Raw genomic sequence first — 21,434 nt, forward strand, 5'->3', positions numbered from 1 at the left:
AACATAAACAATAGACTGGTTTTTTTACAGCGTATAAACACCTGATTATAAAGTATAGACCAGTCTACTTTTGCTCTACGTACCCAATATTAAAATTAACCATGTTAGCGAATCATTTGTTTTTGAAAAGCTCACAAATAACATCCTATATTTTAAGCTGAAATTCCCACAAAAAACTATATTCGCGCGATGTGGATTTATTTAGGCTTATTGGCTGCACTTTTTTTGGGTTTACACAACTTATGCAAGAAGCATGCGGTACAAGGTAATGAGGTGTTTCCAGTGCTTTTAGGCACTGTTTCTAGTGGGTTTTTATTAGTAGTAGTATTTTATGTGCTCTCAATTTGTTATCCAGAATACGCACAAGCCAATGGATATCATTTTCAAGTCATTACTCTGCAAACACATGGTTTTATTTTTATAAAGTCGGCTATTATGGCTGCGTCTTGGATATTAGCCTATCAAGCCTTAAAACATTTGCCACTTACTATTGTAACACCAATACGTTCGGCAGGACCCTTTTTTACTTTTATTGGTGCTATTGTAATCTATAAAGAGAGTCCAAATGTGTACCAATGGTTTGGGTTTTTCTTAATTATATTTTCGGTGCTATTATACTCTAGAATCGGCAAAAAAGAAGGCATAAATTTTAAACGTAACAAATGGGTCTTTGCTATTATTGGTGCAACCTTTCTAGGCGCTTCTAGCGGTTTGTATGATAAGTTTTTAATCCAAAGTTTAACTTTAAATCCTCAAACCTTACAGTTTTGGTTTTGCTTATATACCATCCTTATTTTACTGGTTATCTTAAGTATTACCTGGTTTCCGTATGCAGCAAAACGTAAAGCGTTTAAGTTTCGCTGGTCCATTATTGCTGTTGGTGTGCTATTAGTAGCTGCAGATTATTTCTATTTTAAAGCCTTGCAAGATCCTGAGGCATTAATTATGTTGCTATCTGCTATAAAAAGAAGCCAGATACTCATTGCTGTAGTGGTTGGTGGTTTGGTGTTTAAAGAGAAAAACAAGCGTAAAAAATTAGTGCCGCTCGCTGGTATTATGCTTGGTGTTTTTTTGATTTTGTATTCTAGTTAATACGCTAACCCCAAGGAAACCTAATGCTCATTTAAAGGTTGCATTTATAATGCTACCACTTAGCCGTTAGTTATTGTTAGGTGTCGGTTTTATTTATAAAATTTAAGCGGTCTTAAGTCTTGTTTTTTCTTTATTTACAACATTTTCTAAATCCTTTTTCCCTAAATGTTTAAGCGTTTTTGTATGATCTACAATCGCTTGAAAAAACGATTTTTTAACATGGTATGGCATCCCAAACTCTAAAGCAGTATCTGAAACAATTTTACTTAAATTTTTATAGTGTACATGGCATACGTCTGGCAATACATGATGTTCTACTTGATAATTTAAACCACCAATTAGCCAAAATAGAAATTTACTATTAGGAGAAAAGTTACACGTAGTAGCAAATTGATGACTATACCAATTATCGTTCATTGCACCATCTGCATCTGGTAACGGAAAGGTGTTATCTTCCATAATATGTGCGACTTGAAAAACAGTACTTACCAAAAGGCCCGTTACAAAATGCATGCATATAAAGGCTAACAATATAGTGCCCCAAGCAAAGGGCAATAAAATCATTGGTAACACGATAGCATAAGAATAATAAAAAAGCTTCCATGCAGTCATGCTAATTAATGCTTTTTTATATTCGTGCTTTCCGTTTAAAAAACCCATGTCCCTGTAGCGTTTTAAACGCACAAAATCTTTAGTCGTAATCCACGATATGGTTGAGATACCATAAAAAAACCAAATATAAATATGTTGATATTTATGCGCTTTATAATGTTTTGCATTTGGCGAAAACCTAAGAAAAAAAGGTGCATTTAAATCGTCGTCTGCATGATCAATATTGGTGTATGTATGGTGTAAAATATTATGTTGAATTCTCCAAACCGTTGCATTAGCACCAATAAGATTAAACGAATAGCTTAAAAGTTTATTTATGAACTTGTTTTTTGAATACGATCCATGGATAGCATCGTGCATAACACCCATACCAATTCCTGCCATTCCTAAGCCACTAAGAATGTACAAAGTGAATAGTTGCCAAGTTTCTGTGACCACACCAGAAGATAGTAATGTTAATGGCACAATAAACAACGATAGCATAATGATTGTTTTAATAACCATTGTTGCATTAGCGTTTCGGCTTATTTTTTGTGTTTTAAAGTAGGTATTTACTCTCGATCGTAACGTTTTTGCGAAGTCAGGATTGATGTCTCTAGAAAATTTAGGAGTATTGATGCTATTAATTTTTAAATTAAAACAGTTCTAATCATCAGTTTCTTTTATACTGAATACCATCTGTTTAAAAATTGACAAAAACAAAAATTAAAATAAAAGGGATGATTTATTAAAATAATGCAATCAACAACTAATATTGTAAAGATAGATTAAATATAGATTGTTATATAATACTATTTAATATTTCTGCTATTGATACGTACTAAACTATACTTAAAAATGGACATTTCAAAAATAAAAAAAGCCCATCACGAATGATGGGCTTCTGTAAAAAATTGAAGTATGTATTAGATAACTTTTACATTTACTGCATTTAATCCTTTGTTACCTTCTTGTAGATCGAATTCAACTTGATCGTCTTCACGAATCTCGTCAATTAATCCTGAAATGTGTACAAAGTGATCTTTTTCAACACCTTCTTCTGTAATAAATCCAAATCCTTTGGCATCGTTGAAAAATTTTACTGTTCCTTTACTCATAATAATAATATATTTAATTTTAATAATTACTATATAGATATCAAAGATGATGCCAAAAATAAATATATGTGTATTAGATTAAATAATCCTAGTTTTATTGTAATCTTGTCAACTATTAGAACTTTTAACTTTATTTATAATCTTTGGATTTACTAACAGTATTAATTTGGTTTTCAAGCTTGGCCTTTATTTATTTTGGGATGAATTGTTTTTATTCAAAATTTATTATTGCAGAATTTCATCGCTATAAGCTAGCCAAATACAGAAAACTAACTGGATTTCTTCAATTAATAGGTGCTATTGGATTACTAATAGGTTTATATAAAAATCCTACTTTGTTACTATTATCATCTGCAGGATTAGGATTTTTAATGTTGGCTGGCTTTGCAGTACGAATTAAAATTAAAGATAATTTAATTCAATCTTCGCCATCTTTTATTTTTGCTGCGCTAAACCTATATATTGTGTATAAAACTTGTTTAAACTATTTTTAAAAAGAAAAATAGGCAATAATAAAATTCATAATAATAAATAAAAAGGCAGGAAACGATTTGTATAATTCGTCTTTTACTTTAATATGCATAAGTATTGAACCTATTAATAGTAAAGCTAATCCTAAGCTTCCAATCAAAGTTAAATAACCAAATTGTATTGAAGCCAGTAATACTAAGGCTAAACTTACCTTAAAAAAGCCAATTACATAACAAAATGTTTTTGACAAACCATATACTTCGAATTCTTCAAAAATAGTGTTTGCTTTACCACCTCTCCACTTTGTAGGTTTCTTATACTGAATTAGCCAAACATTTAAAATACTGACAGACACAATGACTTTTAATACAATAATTATATAATCGATTACATTCATTTATTTTAATTTTTATGATGTGTTACACTTCTACGAATTTATAACAATTAAATCCAACTAAAAATAGTTAAAGTAGACGTTTTAAAGTTTTATAAGATTTATCAAACTATAACCACGCTACTATCTTTGTTTTAATATTGACTCCTTATCTTTAATAAGTAATAACCGTAAGATTTTATTTTCGTGAGTTGGTAATAGACTTGTGAATTTTTAATAACATCGTTTACAAAAAGCAAAAAACCACTACATACGTAGTGGCTTTATGCTTTTTCATAACAATTTTAATATACTTTATTTAGGCATTACTACAGAGTCAATAGCATGTATAACTCCATTTGATGCTGCAACATCTGCAATAACTACTGTTGCTGTTCCTCCTTTTGCATCTTTAAGCATAACCTTACCACCCTTTAGTGATAACGTAATGTTTTCTCCTTGTACAGTTGTAACAGTAAACGCACCGTTATTCTTTTTAATAGCTGCAATTACTGCAGCAGCTTCAAACTTTCCAGAAACTACGTGGTACGTTAATATAGACGTTAATGTTGCTTTACTTTCTGGTAACAGTAAACTTGCTACTGTTCCTTTTGGTAATGCCGCAAAAGCATCATTAGTTGGAGCGAATACAGTAAATGGTCCTTTACTACTTAAAGTCTCTACTAAACCAGCAGCTTTTACAGCAGCAACTAAAGTTGAAAATGCTTCGTTACCTGCAGCAACTTCAACAATATTTGGTGATTGCTCCTTTACTACTAATTCTTTAGAAACTAAAGCAATTTCTTCGCTTACTTCAACGGTTTCTTTTTTCTCTTGTGCACATGAAGTCAATAATAATCCTGCTACCGCAAATGCACCTAATGTTTTCAATACTTTCATAATCTTTTATTTTTTTGTTTGTTTGTTTGTTAACACTACAAATATAGTAGAAAACCACTTTTGTTTAAAATATTTAACAAAACATTAAACAAATTAGTATTACATAGTAGACATGAAAAATAAAAAGGCCTATCCATAAATTGATAGGCTTTTGAAAAAATTTGAAGACTATGTATTTTAGATAACCTTTACGTTTACTGCATTTAATCCCTTGTTACCTTCTTCTAGGCCGAATTCAACTTGGGTAGCCTTCGCGAATCTCATCGACTAAACCTGAAATGTGTACAAAATGATATTTTTCAACACCTTCTTCTGTAATGAATCTAAATCCTTTGGCATCGTTGAAAATTTTACTGTTCCTTTACTCATAATAATACTATATTTAATTACAATAATTACTATCTGGAAATCAAAAATGGTGACAGAATTATAAAAAGGTTATTTTTTTTCTTTGAAGTAATAAAATAAACACCAATTAATATCACTATTGCTGCGACTAAAGATTGCAAGCTTAGTTTTTCATCTAAAACATACCAACCTAAAAACATCGCTACAATTGGGTTTACATACGCCGAGGTTGCTACTTTTTCTGTGGAGACTTGCTTTAATAAGTAATTATAAGCCGTAAAAGGTATTATGCTTCCTAAAGTGGTTAATATCAACATCACTATTTGCACATCTGTACTCCATTGTAACGGTGAAACCCATACCTCTTGCTTTAACACACTTAGCGCGACCAACATAACACTTGCTATAGCCATTTGGTAACCTGCAGCTACAAAATAATTTTTTGGTAAATCGGCTTTAGAGACAAAGACGCTAGCGTAACTCCAACCAAAAACACAAGTAAGAATCATAAAAATTCCTAAAAGCGCATCTTCATTGGTTACCAGTTCTTGCTGACTTACCAATAGATACATTCCTACAAAACCTAAAGCAACACCAATTAAGGACTTAAGTTTCATTTTTTTATTATCCATTAATCGCATTAATACTAACACAAATAATGGTTGTGTAGAAGCTAACAAAGCAGCAAAACCACTATCTACATACTTTAAAGCCCAAACAAACACGCCGTTTCCATAAACTAAAAATAGGAACCCTACTAGGATTGAATTTCTAAACTGTTTTTTTGTGATAGACAATTTCATTTTTAATGCCTTGGCAATCCCAAATATTAAGACAGTTGCACAAATAAAACGAATGGCAGCCAAGAAAAATGGAGGCAGTTCAGTCACTGCAATTTTATTAAGTAAATAGGTAGAACCCCAAATTATGTAAATGGAGATAAACGCAAGTATAATGAGTACATTTCTATTAAGTTTAAGCATTTTAAAGTGTTTTATAAAATAAAGCTGTGTTCATAATTTTTGTACTCATTAACTACCAATCAATAGGAAAGTAATCTTTCAAGAATTTACCACACCAATGTTTACCAGTATTGATACCATCTATTAATGGATCCATTACACGTGCTGCGCCATCTACAATATCTAAAGGAGGCTGAAAATCGTGTACTTCTACTTTTTGTTTAGATAATGCTGCAGGATCTTCGTCTGTAACCCAACCTGTATCTACTGCATTCATATAAATACCAGATTTGGCAAAGGTTCCAGCAGACGTATGTGTTAACATATTTAAGGCCGCTTTTGCCATATTTGTATGTGGATGTCGGTCTTCTTTTTTAAACCTATGAAACTTCCCTTCCATTGCAGACACATTAATAATATGCTTTTTACCTGTGTTTTCTTTCATCATGATATTAGATAAACGATTACACAGCACGAAAGGTGCTACAGCATTTACAAGCTGTACTTCTACCATCTCGGTAGTTTCTATTTCACCTAATTTTAAACGCCAACTGTTTGTTTTACGCAAATCTACTTGTTGCAAATCGGCATCCAATTCACCTTCAGGGAATACTTCTGCTGTTTGTAATGAATTGTCGAAACTGTATGGGATTTGTGATAACTCTGCTGAATTCCGTAAACCAATACCAGGCTCTGGACCATGCCAAGTGACTGGCAACACATTGTTTTTATCTGTTTTTGATGGGCCAACACTTAAACTCGATAATTCTTCTAAACAACTTTCGTGGTCTTTTAATAAGGTTTGTGCTAATTTTGGTAATTGATCGATAGGACGTTTTTCATTTTCCATTAAATGAAAATAAAAACCAGATGGTCGTCTTACCGTTTGCGCTGCATTATTAATTAAAATATCTAGTCTATCGTATTTTTGCTCTATATAATTGCAAAAGATCTCTACACTTGGAATGTGTCGTAAATCGAGTCCATGAATATGTAAACGATCACTCCATTGCTTATAATCGTCTTCTTTAGAAAAACGGATTGCAGAGTCTGCAGGAAAACGCGTAGTTGCAACAACCGTTGCACCAGAACGTAATAACATTAAAGTAATATGATATCCTATTTTTAATCGAGAACCTGTAATTACAGCAACTTGATCTTTTAAATCTGTAGTCTGAAAGCGTTTAGCGTAGTTTAAATCACCACAATCGGTACACATCGTATCATAAAAATGATGTAATTTGGTGTAGACTGCTTTACAAACGTAGCAGTTTCTTGGTGATTCTAATTCTGGAGTATCTTCAGAAATTACAGCCGCAGCCAATAATTTAGGTGCTACAAATAAAGTCGCTTCTCTTGCAGAACGAATACCCGTCGTTTTTCTAGCATGCTTATCACTTTCAATCATTTTACGTTTTGCCGCTTTTTTAGCGTCTTTACGTCTGCGTTGAAACTCGTCACGACTTGGTCGCGTTAATGCACCAGCAACTTTAAAAAGTGCGACGCGCTGATCCTCAGGCAATTCGAAAAGTTTATTGGTATCCTCTAATAACTTCTGAAGTGTAGCAATACAGTTTTCAATATCTTGATTGTTTTCATTATTACTCATAAAAACTACTTACTTTTCTTCTTTTTAGAGTCTTCAGGTTTTGCATTTGACGCCTTTGTTTGCGCTAAGTAACTTGCTAATATTTTATCAACTAACTCCTCTTTTGTAAGATGATGAAATATTGTTTTAATTTGAGATTTTAAAGCTTCATTAACATCTCTATTTGGTTTTGCTTTAAATATTTTTCTAGCCCATAATAGAGTGTTATTATCTTCAATACTTTTAATGTCTGGCTTTTTAAAGGCTGTAAAAGTAATGTCTAGTTCTTTTTCAAAATCACCAATATCTTCTACTTCTTCTTTCTGGATTATAGTTAGTGATAGCCCGTTTGCTCCTGCTCTGGCGGTACGACCACTTCTATGCACATAGGCTTCGTAAGTATCTGGTAAATGGTAGTTAACAACCCAAGACAGGTCCTTTACATCAATACCACGAGCTGCTAAATCTGTAGCAACCAAAATATCAATATGACCTTCTCTAAATTGTCCCATAATACGATCGCGAATACCTTGTGTTAAGCTTCCGTGAATGGCTCCAGATGAGAATTTATTTATCGCTAAGTTTTTTGCTAGCTTATTTACTGCTGCTTTAGTTTTACAGAAAATAATACCGCGCTGTCCTTCATTTGCATTTAAAAAATGAAGTAAAACGTTTAGTTTCTCTATAGGTTCTACAACTATATATTGATGGTCGATATCTTGATGACCAACAGTTTCCATATTTGCTTCAATATGCACGACATGTTTAGACATGTAGTTTTGAACCATTTGCTTAATGGTTCCTGGCATTGTAGCTGTAAATAGTAATGTTCTTCTAGATTTAGGGATTTCTTTAATAATACTATCTAGCCCTTCTTTTAATGCGCTAACCATTTCATCTGCCTCATCTAAAATAAAATAAGAGATGTTTTTAATGTTTACGGCTTCACGTTTTACTAAATCTGCCAAACGACCTGGAGTGGCAACAATAATATGAGTGTCTTTTTTTAGGCGCTCTATTTGAGGTTTTATTGGCACACCACCGCAAATGGAAGCGATAGATATATTAGGGCTATGTAAAGCATAAGACTCAAGATTATTAAAAATCTGTTGCCCTAGTTCTCTTGTAGGCGCAAGAATAATAGCTTGAATATTAGTTTTCTCTACGTCTATTAATTGTAATAGTGGTAAGCCAAAAGCAGCTGTTTTACCAGTTCCTGTTTTTGCTAAAGCAACAACATCTTCTTTTTGGTTTAGAATAATAGGAATGGTTTGCTCTTGAATATCTGTAGGTATAGATATTTGTAAAGCTGCTAAACTCTCTTGTAGTTGCTTATTAATTCCAATATCTGAAAACTGTTTTGACATAAAATATTTTTTGGCAAAGATAACCACACTTTTTGGAGCACAGACTATTGCGCATAAAAAAAGCCCATCTATAAGATGGGCTCTTTTGAAAATATATGAATATATCTTAGATAACTTTTACGTTAACCGCGTTTAATCCTTTGTTTCCTTCTTGTAAGTCGAATTCAACTTGGTCACCTTCTCTAATCTCATCGATTAATCCTGAAATGTGTACAAAATGATCTTTATCTACACCTTCTTCTGTGATGAATCCAAATCCTTTAGCGTCGTTGAAAAATTTTACTGTTCCTTTACTCATTGTAATGTAATTTAATTTATTAATGTTTTGCAAATATAATGTGATTAAGTTAGAAAACAAGTGTTATTCTATTAAATAATTATTTATTTCTGTTTTTAAGTCATTTACACCTTCATTTCTACCGTCACTGGTGAATAGTTTATTCTTCGGTAGTACATTTTTTGGAGAATTACTATTGAAAATATAAAATTAAATAGCATTTGAATTAATAACTTGTTACCAAATAAAGGCCACACAGATTATTAAAGTACAGCTGTCCTAGCGTTTTACAAACATGGTTTGTGTTGTTGAGTTTCTTTAAAAAAAACACTAATGTTGTTTTAGCATCTTAAGAGTCAGTTTTGGTAACAGAAAATGTAGTGTTAAAAAAAAAGTGCTAACCTATTAAATAGGTTAGCACAATTTTTAATTAACAATAAATTAAATTTTACTTAGCGGAAATATTTATAGTTAATTCTGCTCTTCTATTTAACGCCCTTCCTTCATCTGTTTTGTTTGAAGATGCTGGCTCAGTATCTCCTTTACCAGAAATAGAAATAAAACTACTAGATAAGTTTTTAGTAGCAAGGTAACTTTTAATTGCCTCAGCTCTCTTTAGAGAAAGGTTATAATTATAAGTTTTAGAACCGTTACTATCTGCATGACCTTCAATAGCAATACTATAATTAGAATCCCCTGTTACACTAGCTGCAAGATCATTTAATAACACTTTTGCATTTAAATCAAGCTTAGTACTATTATAACCAAAATACACTTTTCTTTCCACAATAACTGGAGTTACAGGTTCAATAGTTGGAGTTTCAACAACTTTGATTGGACAACCATTATCTGCTCCTTTTAATTCAGGACAAGCGTCTCTATTATCAGGAATCCCATCACCATCAGAATCAACACATCCACCAAAAGCAATAGTCCCTTTAATTTCTGGGCATAAATCATCTTTATCAGTAATGCCATCACCATCTGTATCAGGACAACCACCAAGATTAGCTAAACCAGCTACATCAGGACATAAATCGTATTCATTTGGAACACCATCACCATCTGTATCGTTAACAGTATCATCTTCTATTTTTTCTTTTCCGTTAATTTTATAAACTAATCCTACGTTGTGATTCCAATGCTTAGGTAAGTAATCTTCAAACGAATGCTTATAAGTTGTTTGTACATTTACTCCTAACTTATCACTAATCCAATATTTAACTCCAACAGATCCATTTGCTGTTCCTGCTCCAACTAGATTATCAGTACCATTGCTAGTAGAGAATGTATTAAATGGTCCTTCTTCAATCCAAGTATAACCTGCACCAACGCCTACAAAAGGCTGAAGTTTCCCTGTACCAAAGCTATAGTTAGCCATAGCATCAAGTCCATAATATTTAAGATTATCAACTAATACACTTTCGTCTAATTCACCAAATTCACCCCATTTACTTATTTCATTTACTGTTCCTTTTGCAGTTAAAGAAAAATTGTCTGTCAGGTTTCTTGTTACTCCAATGTAGTATCCTAGATTTCCGTGGTCATTATAGTTTATAAACTCATCAAAAAATTCACCTTGTGGTGCATCTTCACCCACTGGAAAAAGATCTACCACACTTACACCTACCTCAAAAGACCAAAGACTTTCTGTAGTGGTCACCTTTTCTGTTTCTATTGTTACCTCTTGACTATTTTCAAGTTTGTAAACAATACCTACATTGTGATCCCAATGCTTAGGTAAGTAATCTTTAAATGCATGCTTATAAGTTGTTTGTAAATTTACTCCTAGCTTATCACTAATCCAGTACTTTAGACCAATAGATCCATTTGCTGTTCCTGCTCCAATTAAGTTTTTTGTACCAGAAGTAGTTGAGAATGTATTAAATGGTCCTTCTTCAATCCAAGTATAACCTCCACCAACTGCAATAAACGGTTGAAGTTTTCCTTTACCAAAGCTGTAGTTAACCATAGCATCAAGTCCATAATACTTAAGATTGTCTACCAATACACTTTCATCTGCTTCACCAAACTCTCCCCATTTACTTATTTCATTTACCGTTCCTTTTGCTGTAATAGACAAATTATTAGTAAGATTTCTTGTTACTCCCAAGTAAACGCCTAAATTCCCATGGTCATTAAGGTTTATAAATTCGTCAAAAAACTCGCCTTGTGGCGCGTCTTCGCCAACAGGGTAAAGATTTACGACACTTAAACCTGCCTCAAAAGACCAGCCGTTGTTTGTGTTTTGTGAAAATGATAGCTGCGTACTTATGGTTAAGATAAGTGCTATTGCAAAAATTTTGTAATAATGTTTCATAATATGATATTTCTTGTTATACTGATAAATAGCCTACAAAGAAACAACATTTATGGAAATCAGGTAATATAAAATATGTTTATTTCTAAGGCTATACGTCTAAATATGAATTGATTAAAAAAAAATCAAGTTATTTGTTAATCCAACAAAAATCAAGGTTTTTTATTGTCAGAATACGCGATAATTACACAAAAAAATGAGTAATACATATTTTATTAAATCCTAATTTAAATGAATGATAACAAACAAAATTAAAAGTGCTCTATATAATAAGGACCGTTTTAAGAAAGAAATAAACGTTCAATTTTATATTACAGAAATACGAAATATGAAAATTATATGGATTCGCTAGCTTTAAACCTCTAACTTATAACCAACACCATGAACATTAGTAAGTTTAATAGATGTATCGTCTTGTAGTTTTTTACGTAATTTAGAAATGTAAGTGTCTAAACTTCTACCTACAAAAACACCATTATCTTCCCATACTCTTTTGGTAAGTTCGTCTCTTTTAATAATTTGATTTGGATTGGCTACAAAAATAGCTAAAAGCTCACATTCCTTTTTAGATAGACTAATCTCTGTTGCTGCTTTTACTAATTTATTCTGCTCTGGATAAAACTGAAAAACGCCTAATTTTTCGAAATCATCATCTATAGCCTTTACATTGGTTTTAAGTTTAGATTTCTTTAAGAAATACTTTAGTATAAAAAGAAGCATCCCAAATCCTAAAAAACAAAAAAGCCAAGTGTAACTATCATTCTCCTGCGTTAGATTTAAAAAAGAGACTTTAATGGTATAACAGCCATTTGGCAAAACCCTTCCTGCACATGGAATTAAAGTACGTTCTTTTTCTGTATGAATTTCATAACTGTAAGCAACTTCATTATCTGAACATTGTAATACTTCTACACGATAATTTTTTGGCAAAAACGCAACATTAAAACTACTATCTATTGCAGTTACTAATTGATTTGGTTCAAAAGTTAAAGGCTGATTAAATTCTAATTTATAAACCGAAGAGTCAAGTTCTAAAACAGGCAAAATTAACGAGGTAGAATCTTGATTTTTAAGTAATAATTGATTACCAGCTTCTCTAATAGCAACCTTAGTTGTAGCTGAGATATTGTCGTAGTCTTCGTTTTGACACGAAGAAAACGCCATAGAAATTATTAATATGAGAAGTAGCCTATTTATTTTCAATGTGATTCTATTTTTTAATCTAGGTAAATAACTTATTATTTAGTGACTTCTAATAGTAATTGACACTTCTTTTACACTTTTTTGACAATTGAAATCAAAGAAAAAGAATTTAAACGATTGTAACACGCACTTTTCTCTTCTTTACGCGCATATTATTTACTTTCTCCACAATTGCCAAGGCTTTTTCTTTAGGCACAGCTACAAAAGCGCAGTCTTGTTTTAATTCTATAACACCTAATTCATTGCGCTCTAAACCTCCTTGTTTAAAAAATAAACCTGCAATATCACCTTTAGAGATCTTATCTTTTCGTCCTCCCGAAATATACAAAGTAGACCATTGACTGCCGATAGTTGTTGGTTTACTGCTTAGTTTTGCAATTTCAGATAATGCAATAAATTCTGGCAGATATTCATTTTCCCATTGTAAAACATAAGCTGTTCCTTGAGCATTCATTCTTGCTGTTCTACCATTTCTGTGTGTGAATTCTTCCGCTTTTAAAGGCAATTGATAATGAATAATGAAATTCAATTCTGGAATATCTAACCCACGAGCGGCCAAATCTGTTGCAATAATAATTTGATGTGTTCCGTTTCTAAATTTAATAAGCGCACGCTCTCTCTCTATTTGCTCTAAACCTCCATAAAAACAACCATGAGGAATCTCGTTTTTATCTAAAAAGTCGCTTACATATTGAATAGTATCTTTGAAATTACAGAATATAATACCGGGCTTATTACCTATATGATGTATTAAATCGACTAAGGTTTGTAGTTTGTTTTTATCTGGAGAGATTACTTTTTTAACTACTAAATTTGAGATTTTAGTATCTAGATAATCAATTGTTATTTCGTTTTCAAGACCAACAAATCTCGGAATTTCGATATCCTGAGTTGCAGAGGTTAAAATGCGCTTTTTAATATTTGGTAAGCTTGCTAAAATTTCACTCATTTCTTTTTCGAAACCTATCTCTAGAGATTTATCGAATTCGTCTAAAACCAAGGTTTTAATATCTGCTACTAAAAAGGTTTCTTTTCTTAGATGATCTGCAACGCGACCAGGTGTTCCAATTAAAATTGCCGGAGCATGAGCCAACTCAATTTTATCTTTAGAAAATGGTCTACCTCCATAAACAGCATTGGCTTTAAAGCCAGAACCCATCTCTCTTATCACCTGCTCTATTTGTATGGCTAATTCTCTTGAAGGTACTAGAATCAGCAATTGTACAGTCTCGCATTTTGGAGACAATTCATTTATTGTAGGCAATAAAAACGCAAGTGTTTTACCTGTTCCTGTTGGTGATAACAAAACAGTATTAGCAATAGATGAAATAGACAAAAACGCTTCCTCTTGCATAGGGTTTAGCGCTTCGATATTCAATTTATCTAAAATTGCTTGTTGCGATTTTTTTTGATTGGACATTGTTATTTTTTTGGCAAAGATAACTACAGTTTAATAAACAATAAGGTCAAATTCAAGAAACAAGAACGTTCGGAAATTTTGAAACTGTTAGAATAAGAAACCAAGACTTATGCGCTTTGTATTGAAAACAATAAAAATTTATAACCGTGATTCTAAATTAGCTTTAAGTCCTCCAAACCATTCGCCTTTTAGAATACTTAATACAATACTGTCCCGCCTCTCTCCATTTGGTGTAGCGCAATTTTGCCTTAATACACCTTCAACAGTGCAACCTAAACTCTTCATGGCAGCAATACTTCTTTTATTATCATTATCTGCCCTAAATTCTACACGCTCTATTCCAAGCGTTTCGAAAGCAAAAGAGAGTAATAATAATTTACAATTTTTGTTTAGCCCTGTACCTTGAAACGCTTTCCCATACCAAGTATAGCCTAATTGCACCGTGTTGTATTGCAATTGATAGTCATAAAAACGTGTACTTCCTGCATATTCATTTGTACGTTTATCGAATACCAAAAAGGGATAGGCTTTTTTATCTAATTTATCTTGTAATGCTTTATATAAATAGGTTTTTAAATTATCTAATCCATTTGCTGGCATTAAAGCGTATTCCCATAAAGTAGGTTCATTAATTGCGAAGGTTGTTAATACTTTGAAGTCTTCAGCTTTTAAAGGTATGAGCTTAACAACATCATTTTCTAATATGTATTCAGAATTGAAGTCTAAAGGTGTATTATTCATATCGCTATCATTGATTATGCTTACTATGAATAATTATAATTTATTGCCATAAATATCTAATTCAACAATAGATTTTCCAAGTTTTTTTACTTCGTCAAATTGAGTTGCTTTATCACCAACAATAACATAAATCATATCCTCTTCGTTTAGATATTTAGAAATAATAGTTTTGTAATTTTTTAAAGACATATTAACCAATTCCTCTTGATCATCTTCTGTAAATGTTTTAGACAGGTTGTATTTACTGATTTTTCTTAGCATGCCTAATTGAGCTCCTAAACTTTCGAAAGCTCTAGTATTTCCTTTTAAAATTTTATTTTTAGTAAGTTCTACTTCTGTTTCCGTAAAGTCTTGTTCATAATTTGCAACCATATTCTTAATAATTTCTAAAGACTTTAATGTTGCATTTGCTCTTACGCTAGTTCTAATTGTAAATGGAGACACTTCTTTACTTCTGCCTATGCCTGAATAAGCTCCATAAGTATATCCTTTACCTATTCTTAAGGTTTGAAATAATTTCCCGCTAGAACCTCCTCCTAGAATTTCGTTTGCAAAACTCAAATTATTTGCATCTTCATTGTCATGTGATAATACTAATTTCCCTATTAAACATACCGATTGCTTCGCTCCTGGAAAGTCAATAAAATACAGTTGATTTTTTGCTGTGCTTTCTGGTAATTGAAATACTGGAAGGACTACACTTTTAGTATCCCAATTGTTTAAAGATTCTAATGTGCTTTTAATAGCCACTTTATCTAATGCGCCAGCGATATGAAATGTTGCTTGTTCTGGTGAAAAACTCCTAAAATACGCTTTTAAATCAGCAATAGAAATAGCTTTAACCGATTCTTGAGTTCCAGAACCTGGAACAGAAAAAATATGCTTTTCACCATATATTAACTTATTATAAGCCATCGAAGCAATACTATTAGGGTTAGCTTCCCTACCTTTTAAACTCGTTTCTAAGGCGTTTTTAAGTCTTGTAAATTCTACTTCATCCCAACGTGGTTCTATAATTATTTCTCTAATCAATGCAATGGTTTCATCGAAATTTTTAGCTAAACACGATCCAGTGATATGGAATGCTTCATTTGTAGAATACGTGTTAATATTTGCTCCCAATAAACCAATAGCTTCCTCCAAATCTGCTGGTGTTTTATTAGCAGTACCTTCTAACATTAAATCTCCTAACAAATTAGCGACTCCAGATTTATGCATTGGGTCTAATAAATGACCTCCAGGAATGGTAATATCGAATTGTACTAATGGCACTTCGTTATTTTCAATACCATAAATTGTCATGCCATTGCTAAGCGCATCTTGCCAAACAGTGGGAGATTTAAACAACGGTAATTCACCATAAGCGGGTTCACTTCTATCGTGTTTAGAAGGTGTTTTGTTGTAAACAGCTTCAGCACCTTGACTAACTTCTTCGTTAGCAACATCCTTTTTTACTTCTTCAATCCAAACGGTAGCTTTTTCTGCTTCGGCTACAGCCAAATCTAAACTCCCTTTTGGCACTACGCTCGTCATTACATAGTTTTCATCTTTTAAATAGTTGTTATACACGCGCATAACATCTTCTGCAGTAACAGCGTTTGTTAGTTTAGCTGTCTGCGTAATATAACTTGGATCTCCTTTATACTCATTATCTTCGACTAACTGAAACGCTTTATTTAAGACTGTACTAATACCTCTGTATAAATTAGTTTCAAGTTCTGCTTTAATACGTTTTAAATCACTTGTATTAACACCTTCTTTTTCAAAACGTAGCAAACCTTCATCTATAGCCGATTTTACTTTATCTAAATCTATTCCAGCATTAGCGCGTACTCTAAAAACAAATTCACCTGCCAATTCGCTACTGCTTTGGTAAGTTCCAATTCCAGGTGCTAATTTTTGTTCTTCAACAATAGTTTTATAAAGTGGTGCTTTTTTACTTCCACTTAACAACTGACCTAAAATCTCTAATGCATATTTATCTTGGTTATATTGCTCTACAGTTGGAAATGTCATGCGTAATTCTGGTAATTTTGCAAAACCATCTTCAAAATATAAAGATTTTGTTTCCTTTAGTTTTACTGGCATTGGCTTTAAAATTTCAACTTCTGGCCCACTTGGTATTTCTCCAAACCATTTTTTAACCAGAGCTTTTGTTTCTTTAATATCAATATCTCCTGCAATTACTAAAGACGCATTACTTGCACCATAATATTGCTTATAAAATTCTTTTACATCATCTATAGTTGCGGCTTGTAAATCTGGCAAAGCACCAATTACTGTCCAATTATAGGGATGTGTTTCAGGATATAGATTTTTACGTTTAATTTCATCTGTATAACCATAAGCAGCATTATCAACACGCTGACGCTTCTCGTTTTTAACCACTTGTTTTTCCCGTTCTAAGGCTTCTTTTGTTACTGTATTAATCATATAACCAAAGCGGTCAGAATCTATCCAAAGAATTTTCTCAAAAGCATCTTTTGGTACCACTTCGTAATACACAGTATAATCGTTAGAAGTACCGCCATTTCTACTACCTCCCCATTCTGGTATCATTTTTCGGTTAGCGCCAACAGGAACATTCTCACTATCATTAAAGCTCATGTGTTCGAAAAAGTGAGCAAATCCTGTACGTCCTGGTTTTTCTCTATTAGAACCTACATGCATCATAGTTGCAACGGCTACAATGGGATCACTATGATCTTCGTGCAAAATAACTTCAAGTCCATTATCTAGAGTGAATTTCTCGTAGTCGATTTTAAATACTTCTTCTTTAGAAGCTGGTTTTTCTGTATTCGAACAACTAAATGAAAATAAAATAATACTAAATAAAACGATTTGCTTTAATACACGCATGATAATAACTTTTTAAATTTATGCAATAAAGGTATATTATTATTTAATGTTAATTGTATTAATTATACGAATTTTAGTAAGTTTACAACTTTCCTAAATTATATATATAATGAAGAAAATCATCCTATTAATTGCGTTATTTATAGTAACGGTGAGTTCCATTACTGCACAGCAATCTATTGCAAGACAGTGGAACGAAGAATTATTAAGTGCTATTCGTATAGATTTTGCAAGACCTACAGTACATGCTAGAAACTTATTCCATACTTCTACCGCTATGTATGATACGTGGGCCCTTTTTGATCCACAAGCAGAAACTGTTTTTTTAGGAAAAATATATCAAGGCCACCACTTTACTTTTAATGGCATTGCAACACCTTCGAATATTGATGCCGCAAGAGCAGAAATGATGAGTTACACCATGTTTCGTTTGCTTAATCATCGTTTTGCAAATGCTCCTAATTCGGCTACTACTTTAGCTTCAATTAGCACTTTTTTTAATGCTCTAGGTTATGATGACACGATTATATCGACAGACTATAGCACAAATTCTTACGCAGCTTTAGGAAATTATTTTGCACAAGAAATTATTGCTTTTGGAAATCAAGATAGCGCCAACGAACTGAATAGTTACGCTAACCAAAACTATACTGCTACAAATCAACCATTAGTTCTTCAATTATATGAAGACAATACAAGTATAAATCCAAACCTTTGGCAACCCCTAGCATTCGACGTATATGTAGACCAAAGCGGAAACACCTACCCTATTGATACACCAGAATTTTTAAGCCCTGAATGGGGCGAAGTGAGTCCGTTTGCTCTAAAGAACATCGATTTACAAATTATCAACAATGGTTTCGATTGTTATGTTTATAACGATCCAGGACCACCAGATTACATACAAAACTCTAACGAAGACGGAATTGACGATCCTTATAAATGGTATTTTGCACTAGTCGCTTCTTGGTCTTCCCATTTAGACCCTAATGACAATACAATAATTGACATTTCCCCTGCTTCTATAGGCAATGTTGATATTGCAAACTACCCACAAACCTTTCAAGAATATCAAGCGTTTTACAACTTTACTGCTGGTGGAGATTCTGGAACAGGACATGCTTTAAATCCAAATACAGGGTTAGCATACACACCTCAATTAATTAAAAGAAGTGATTATGCTAGAGTTTTAGCAGAGTTTTGGGCTGATGGGCCTGATTCGGAAACACCACCAGGACATTGGTTTACAGTTTTGAATTATGTAAGCGATCATGTAGATACTGTAAAGCAATTTAATGGTCAAGGTTTGGTTTTAAGTGATTTAGAATGGGATGTTAAAAGCTATTTAACCTTAGGTGGCGCAATGCATGATTCTGCAGTAAACATATGGGGAATTAAAGGCTATTACGATTATATTCGTCCCGTTTCAGCTATTAGATACCTAGCAGGAAAAGGACAAAGTACTGATGCTAGTTTACCAAGTTACGATCCGCATGGCATGCCACTTATTACTAATTTAATTGAACTCGTTACTATTGGTGATCCTTTAGCAGGACCTAATGATGAAAACATAGATAAAATTAAAATAAAAGCATGGAAAGGCCCTGATTATATTGCAGATCCAAATACAGATGCCGCAGGTGTAGATTGGATTCTAGGAGAAAAATGGTGGCCTTACCAGCGTCCTACATTTGTTACTCCTCCTTTTGCAGGTTACCTTTCTGGACACTCTACTTTTTCAAGAGCTGCCGCAGAAGTGCTCACATTAATAACTGGTGATGCCTTTTTTCCAGGCGGAATGGGAACTTTTAGTGTTACTCAAAACGATTTTTTAGTCTTTGAAGAAGGGCCTACGGAAAGCTTTACTTTACAATGGGCAACGTACAGAGACGCATCAGACCAAACAAGTTTATCACGTATTTGGGGAGGAATTCATCCTCCAATAGACGATATTAGAGGTCGCATAATTGGAGATAAAATTGGCAAAGATGCTTATGCTTTAGCTGTACAATATTTTGACGCTACTCTATCAACTACAGAAAACACTTTGAATAACACAGTGACCATTTATCCTAATCCCGTTTTAGATCAATTGCATGTGAAAACTAATTTTTTAGATCATTTAGTTGTAGAAATATATAGTTTGAATGGAATGTTAATTCAATCAAAAAACATGGATAATAGCGAGAGTGTAAATGTTTCAAATTTATCTTCGGGCATCTATATTGCTAAGTTTATTCAGCAAAATTCTAACGAAACAATAATAAAGAAATTAATAAAAAAATAGTATGCTTAAAGCCTTTCGAATTATAGCCTTCCTAGAAGGAACATCCTATCTACTATTAATGGGAGCTTCAATATACAAACGCATGCCAGAAGGAAACGACGCTTATGTAAAACTCCTGGGCATGCCTCATGGATTATTATTTGTAGCCTATATTGCGCTTGCTGTTTTTTTAAGAATTACTTATAAGTGGAACACTAAAACGTTTATCATTATTGTATTAGGTTCACTAATACCATTTGGGGCTTTCTATGTTGATAAAAAATACTTAAAACCATTGGCTAATATTAAATATTAAACAGGTGTCCAATTATCACCCTTGCCTGCCCGAACCTTGTTTTTAAATTACTTAAATATTAGTAGATAACGACTAGAAGTTGTTGTTGTAAAAAAAGTAGGTTTTTGGGCAAGTTACTGTGAGTATGGTCGTACTAAAAAAACAAACTTGGTTGCGTTATACAGAGAATATAAAAGCATCACTTTTCGTTAAGTTGTGGAATCTATTCCTTTTAAATTATTAAAAAAAAAGGAAATAGTGCTAGTCAGAAAATCTCTGGTCGTGCTTTAGAACAAGGTATTAAAAGAATAAGTTAATCTTTTAACCTATCGCTAACATACTCAACTTTAGTTTTCCCATGCGGCTTAGGCTTTCCATCTTCACCTAAATTAACCATAGTAATATTTTCTACTGTAATAATAGTTTCACGTGTCATCATATTTCTTACTGCACATTTTAATGTGATTGATGATTTTCCAAAGTTCTTAACTTCCATTCCTATTTCAACAATATCCCCTTTTACAGCCTTACTGTTAAAGTTTATTTCACTCATGTACTTAGTGACTATTTTTGAATTATTTAGCTGTACAACAGTATATAATGCTGCTTCCTCATCAATCCAAGCTAATAAACGACCTCCAAATAAAGTGCCATTAGGGTTTAAATCTTCGGGTTTTACCCATTTTCTTGTGTGAAATTTCATAGTAAAATAATTTATTATAAAGGTAATTGTTGATAAGAGCGTTAACAAGAAATTTCAATATGAAATCATTATAGCCTCATAAATTAATATTTTTATAAAAAAACATCTAATTATGAGAACTAGAGATTTACAACTATTAGAGATTAGACCTCTAATACATTCCATTAAAATAAATGATAATATGAGCAAGGAAGAACGTTTTCAAAACTTAACGTTACGTCCAATTATTAAACTACAAAACGATTTACTTATAGCAGTCTTTAGAAACTACATTACAAATCACAAAAATGTATTTTACGAGCTCACTACCGAAAGACGTTTGCAGTATATGGACAATGCAACCCATAAAGATATTAAGTTTAGAAATGTGCTAAAAGGAATGATAATTGGACAGTTTACTTCAGATGAATATATTCTTTATAACGAAAGTTCCTCAGCATTAAATAAACGTATGATGAATATTATTATACAACGCTTACAAAGCAATATTCAATTGTTTGAAAAAGCTCAAATTCTTGCAGCTATTTAATAAAAAAGATG

19 protein-coding genes and 1 pseudogene are annotated in these 21,434 nt (G+C 32.5%); 5 read left to right on the forward strand and 15 right to left on the reverse strand.

Annotated elements, in window-relative coordinates; translation table 11 throughout:
- The first annotated feature begins 189 nt into the window (after window positions 1-189).
- Entirely contained in the window at window positions 190-1,092 is a 903-nt protein-coding gene (locus tag RH82_RS05550; protein ID WP_034058886.1) for an EamA family transporter, read from the forward strand.
- 102 nt (window positions 1,093-1,194) lie between these two features.
- On the opposite strand, the gene RH82_RS05555 is transcribed toward RH82_RS05550, so the two are convergent.
- Entirely contained in the window at window positions 1,195-2,208 is a 1,014-nt protein-coding gene (locus tag RH82_RS05555; protein WP_052158233.1) for a fatty acid desaturase family protein, read from the reverse strand.
- A gap of 401 nt (window positions 2,209-2,609) precedes the next feature.
- Entirely contained in the window at window positions 2,610-2,801 is a 192-nt protein-coding gene (locus RH82_RS05560; RefSeq protein ID WP_034058891.1) for a cold-shock protein, read from the reverse strand.
- A 143-nt stretch (window positions 2,802-2,944) separates the two neighbouring features.
- Here RH82_RS05560 and RH82_RS05565 point away from each other — a divergent pair, with 143 nt between their 5' ends.
- Window positions 2,945-3,295 (forward strand): DoxX family protein, encoded by a 351-nt coding sequence (locus RH82_RS05565; protein ID WP_034058894.1) that lies wholly within the window; start codon window positions 2,945-2,947, stop codon window positions 3,293-3,295.
- Here RH82_RS05565 and RH82_RS05570 read toward each other — a convergent pair.
- From RH82_RS05570 to RH82_RS05625, 12 genes and pseudogenes are all read right to left on the reverse strand, one after another.
- Entirely contained in the window at window positions 3,292-3,669 is a 378-nt protein-coding gene (locus RH82_RS05570) for a DoxX family protein (protein ID WP_034058896.1), read from the reverse strand. The genes RH82_RS05565 and RH82_RS05570 overlap by 4 nt on opposite strands.
- Window positions 3,670-3,960: 291 nt before the next feature.
- The gene (locus RH82_RS05575) at window positions 3,961-4,545 is read right to left on the reverse strand and encodes a fasciclin domain-containing protein (RefSeq protein WP_081979196.1); all 585 of its coding nucleotides are present in this window, start codon (window positions 4,543-4,545) and stop codon (window positions 3,961-3,963) included.
- A gap of 177 nt (window positions 4,546-4,722) precedes the next feature.
- A pseudogene (locus RH82_RS05580) lies at window positions 4,723-4,914 on the reverse strand (cold-shock protein).
- A 29-nt stretch (window positions 4,915-4,943) separates the two neighbouring features.
- Entirely contained in the window at window positions 4,944-5,876 is a 933-nt protein-coding gene (locus RH82_RS05585) for an EamA family transporter (RefSeq protein WP_034058899.1), read from the reverse strand.
- A gap of 52 nt (window positions 5,877-5,928) precedes the next feature.
- The gene (locus RH82_RS05590) at window positions 5,929-7,464 is read right to left on the reverse strand and encodes an SDR family NAD(P)-dependent oxidoreductase (RefSeq protein WP_034058901.1); all 1,536 of its coding nucleotides are present in this window, start codon (window positions 7,462-7,464) and stop codon (window positions 5,929-5,931) included.
- 5 nt (window positions 7,465-7,469) lie between these two features.
- Window positions 7,470-8,810 carry a DEAD/DEAH box helicase gene (locus tag RH82_RS05595; RefSeq protein ID WP_034058904.1) on the reverse strand — a complete coding sequence of 447 codons (1,341 nt, stop codon included), beginning with the start codon at window positions 8,808-8,810 and terminating at the stop codon, window positions 7,470-7,472.
- Between the two features lie 106 nt (window positions 8,811-8,916).
- Window positions 8,917-9,108: a cold-shock protein gene (locus RH82_RS05600; RefSeq protein WP_034058905.1), complete on the reverse strand. Its 192-nt coding sequence runs from the start codon at window positions 9,106-9,108 to the stop codon at window positions 8,917-8,919.
- A gap of 427 nt (window positions 9,109-9,535) precedes the next feature.
- Window positions 9,536-11,407, reverse strand: coding sequence for an OmpA family protein (locus RH82_RS17725; RefSeq protein ID WP_052158234.1), 1,872 nt, complete (start codon window positions 11,405-11,407; stop codon window positions 9,536-9,538).
- A gap of 354 nt (window positions 11,408-11,761) precedes the next feature.
- A complete protein-coding gene (locus RH82_RS05610; RefSeq protein ID WP_052158235.1) occupies window positions 11,762-12,571 on the reverse strand; it encodes a winged helix-turn-helix domain-containing protein in 810 nt (269 codons plus the stop codon).
- Window positions 12,572-12,719: 148 nt separating this feature from the next.
- Window positions 12,720-14,030 (reverse strand): DEAD/DEAH box helicase, encoded by a 1,311-nt coding sequence (locus tag RH82_RS05615; protein ID WP_034058906.1) that lies wholly within the window; start codon window positions 14,028-14,030, stop codon window positions 12,720-12,722.
- A gap of 138 nt (window positions 14,031-14,168) precedes the next feature.
- A complete protein-coding gene (locus RH82_RS05620) occupies window positions 14,169-14,771 on the reverse strand; it encodes a GNAT family N-acetyltransferase (protein WP_034058908.1) in 603 nt (200 codons plus the stop codon).
- A 33-nt stretch (window positions 14,772-14,804) separates the two neighbouring features.
- Window positions 14,805-17,630: a M16 family metallopeptidase gene (locus RH82_RS05625; RefSeq protein WP_034058910.1), complete on the reverse strand. Its 2,826-nt coding sequence runs from the start codon at window positions 17,628-17,630 to the stop codon at window positions 14,805-14,807.
- A 109-nt stretch (window positions 17,631-17,739) separates the two neighbouring features.
- On the opposite strand from RH82_RS05625, the gene RH82_RS05630 reads away from it, so the two are divergent.
- Both RH82_RS05630 and RH82_RS05635 read left to right on the forward strand, forming a co-directional pair.
- On the forward strand, window positions 17,740-19,917 hold the full coding sequence (locus tag RH82_RS05630; protein ID WP_034058911.1) for a T9SS type A sorting domain-containing protein: 2,178 nt from the start codon (window positions 17,740-17,742) through the stop codon (window positions 19,915-19,917).
- A 1-nt stretch (window position 19,918) separates the two neighbouring features.
- Window positions 19,919-20,212 (forward strand): DUF3817 domain-containing protein, encoded by a 294-nt coding sequence (locus RH82_RS05635; protein WP_034058914.1) that lies wholly within the window; start codon window positions 19,919-19,921, stop codon window positions 20,210-20,212.
- A gap of 292 nt (window positions 20,213-20,504) precedes the next feature.
- On the opposite strand, the gene RH82_RS05640 is transcribed toward RH82_RS05635, so the two are convergent.
- Complete coding sequence (locus tag RH82_RS05640) at window positions 20,505-20,894, reverse strand: acyl-CoA thioesterase (protein ID WP_034058916.1); 390 nt, start codon at window positions 20,892-20,894, stop codon at window positions 20,505-20,507.
- A gap of 112 nt (window positions 20,895-21,006) precedes the next feature.
- On the opposite strand from RH82_RS05640, the gene RH82_RS05645 reads away from it, so the two are divergent.
- A complete protein-coding gene (locus RH82_RS05645) occupies window positions 21,007-21,423 on the forward strand; it encodes a hypothetical protein (protein ID WP_034058919.1) in 417 nt (138 codons plus the stop codon).
- Window positions 21,424-21,434: the final 11 nt, after the last annotated feature.

It is taken from the genome of Lacinutrix jangbogonensis, assembly GCF_000797445.1.
Lineage (GTDB): Bacteria > Bacteroidota > Bacteroidia > Flavobacteriales > Flavobacteriaceae > Lacinutrix > Lacinutrix jangbogonensis.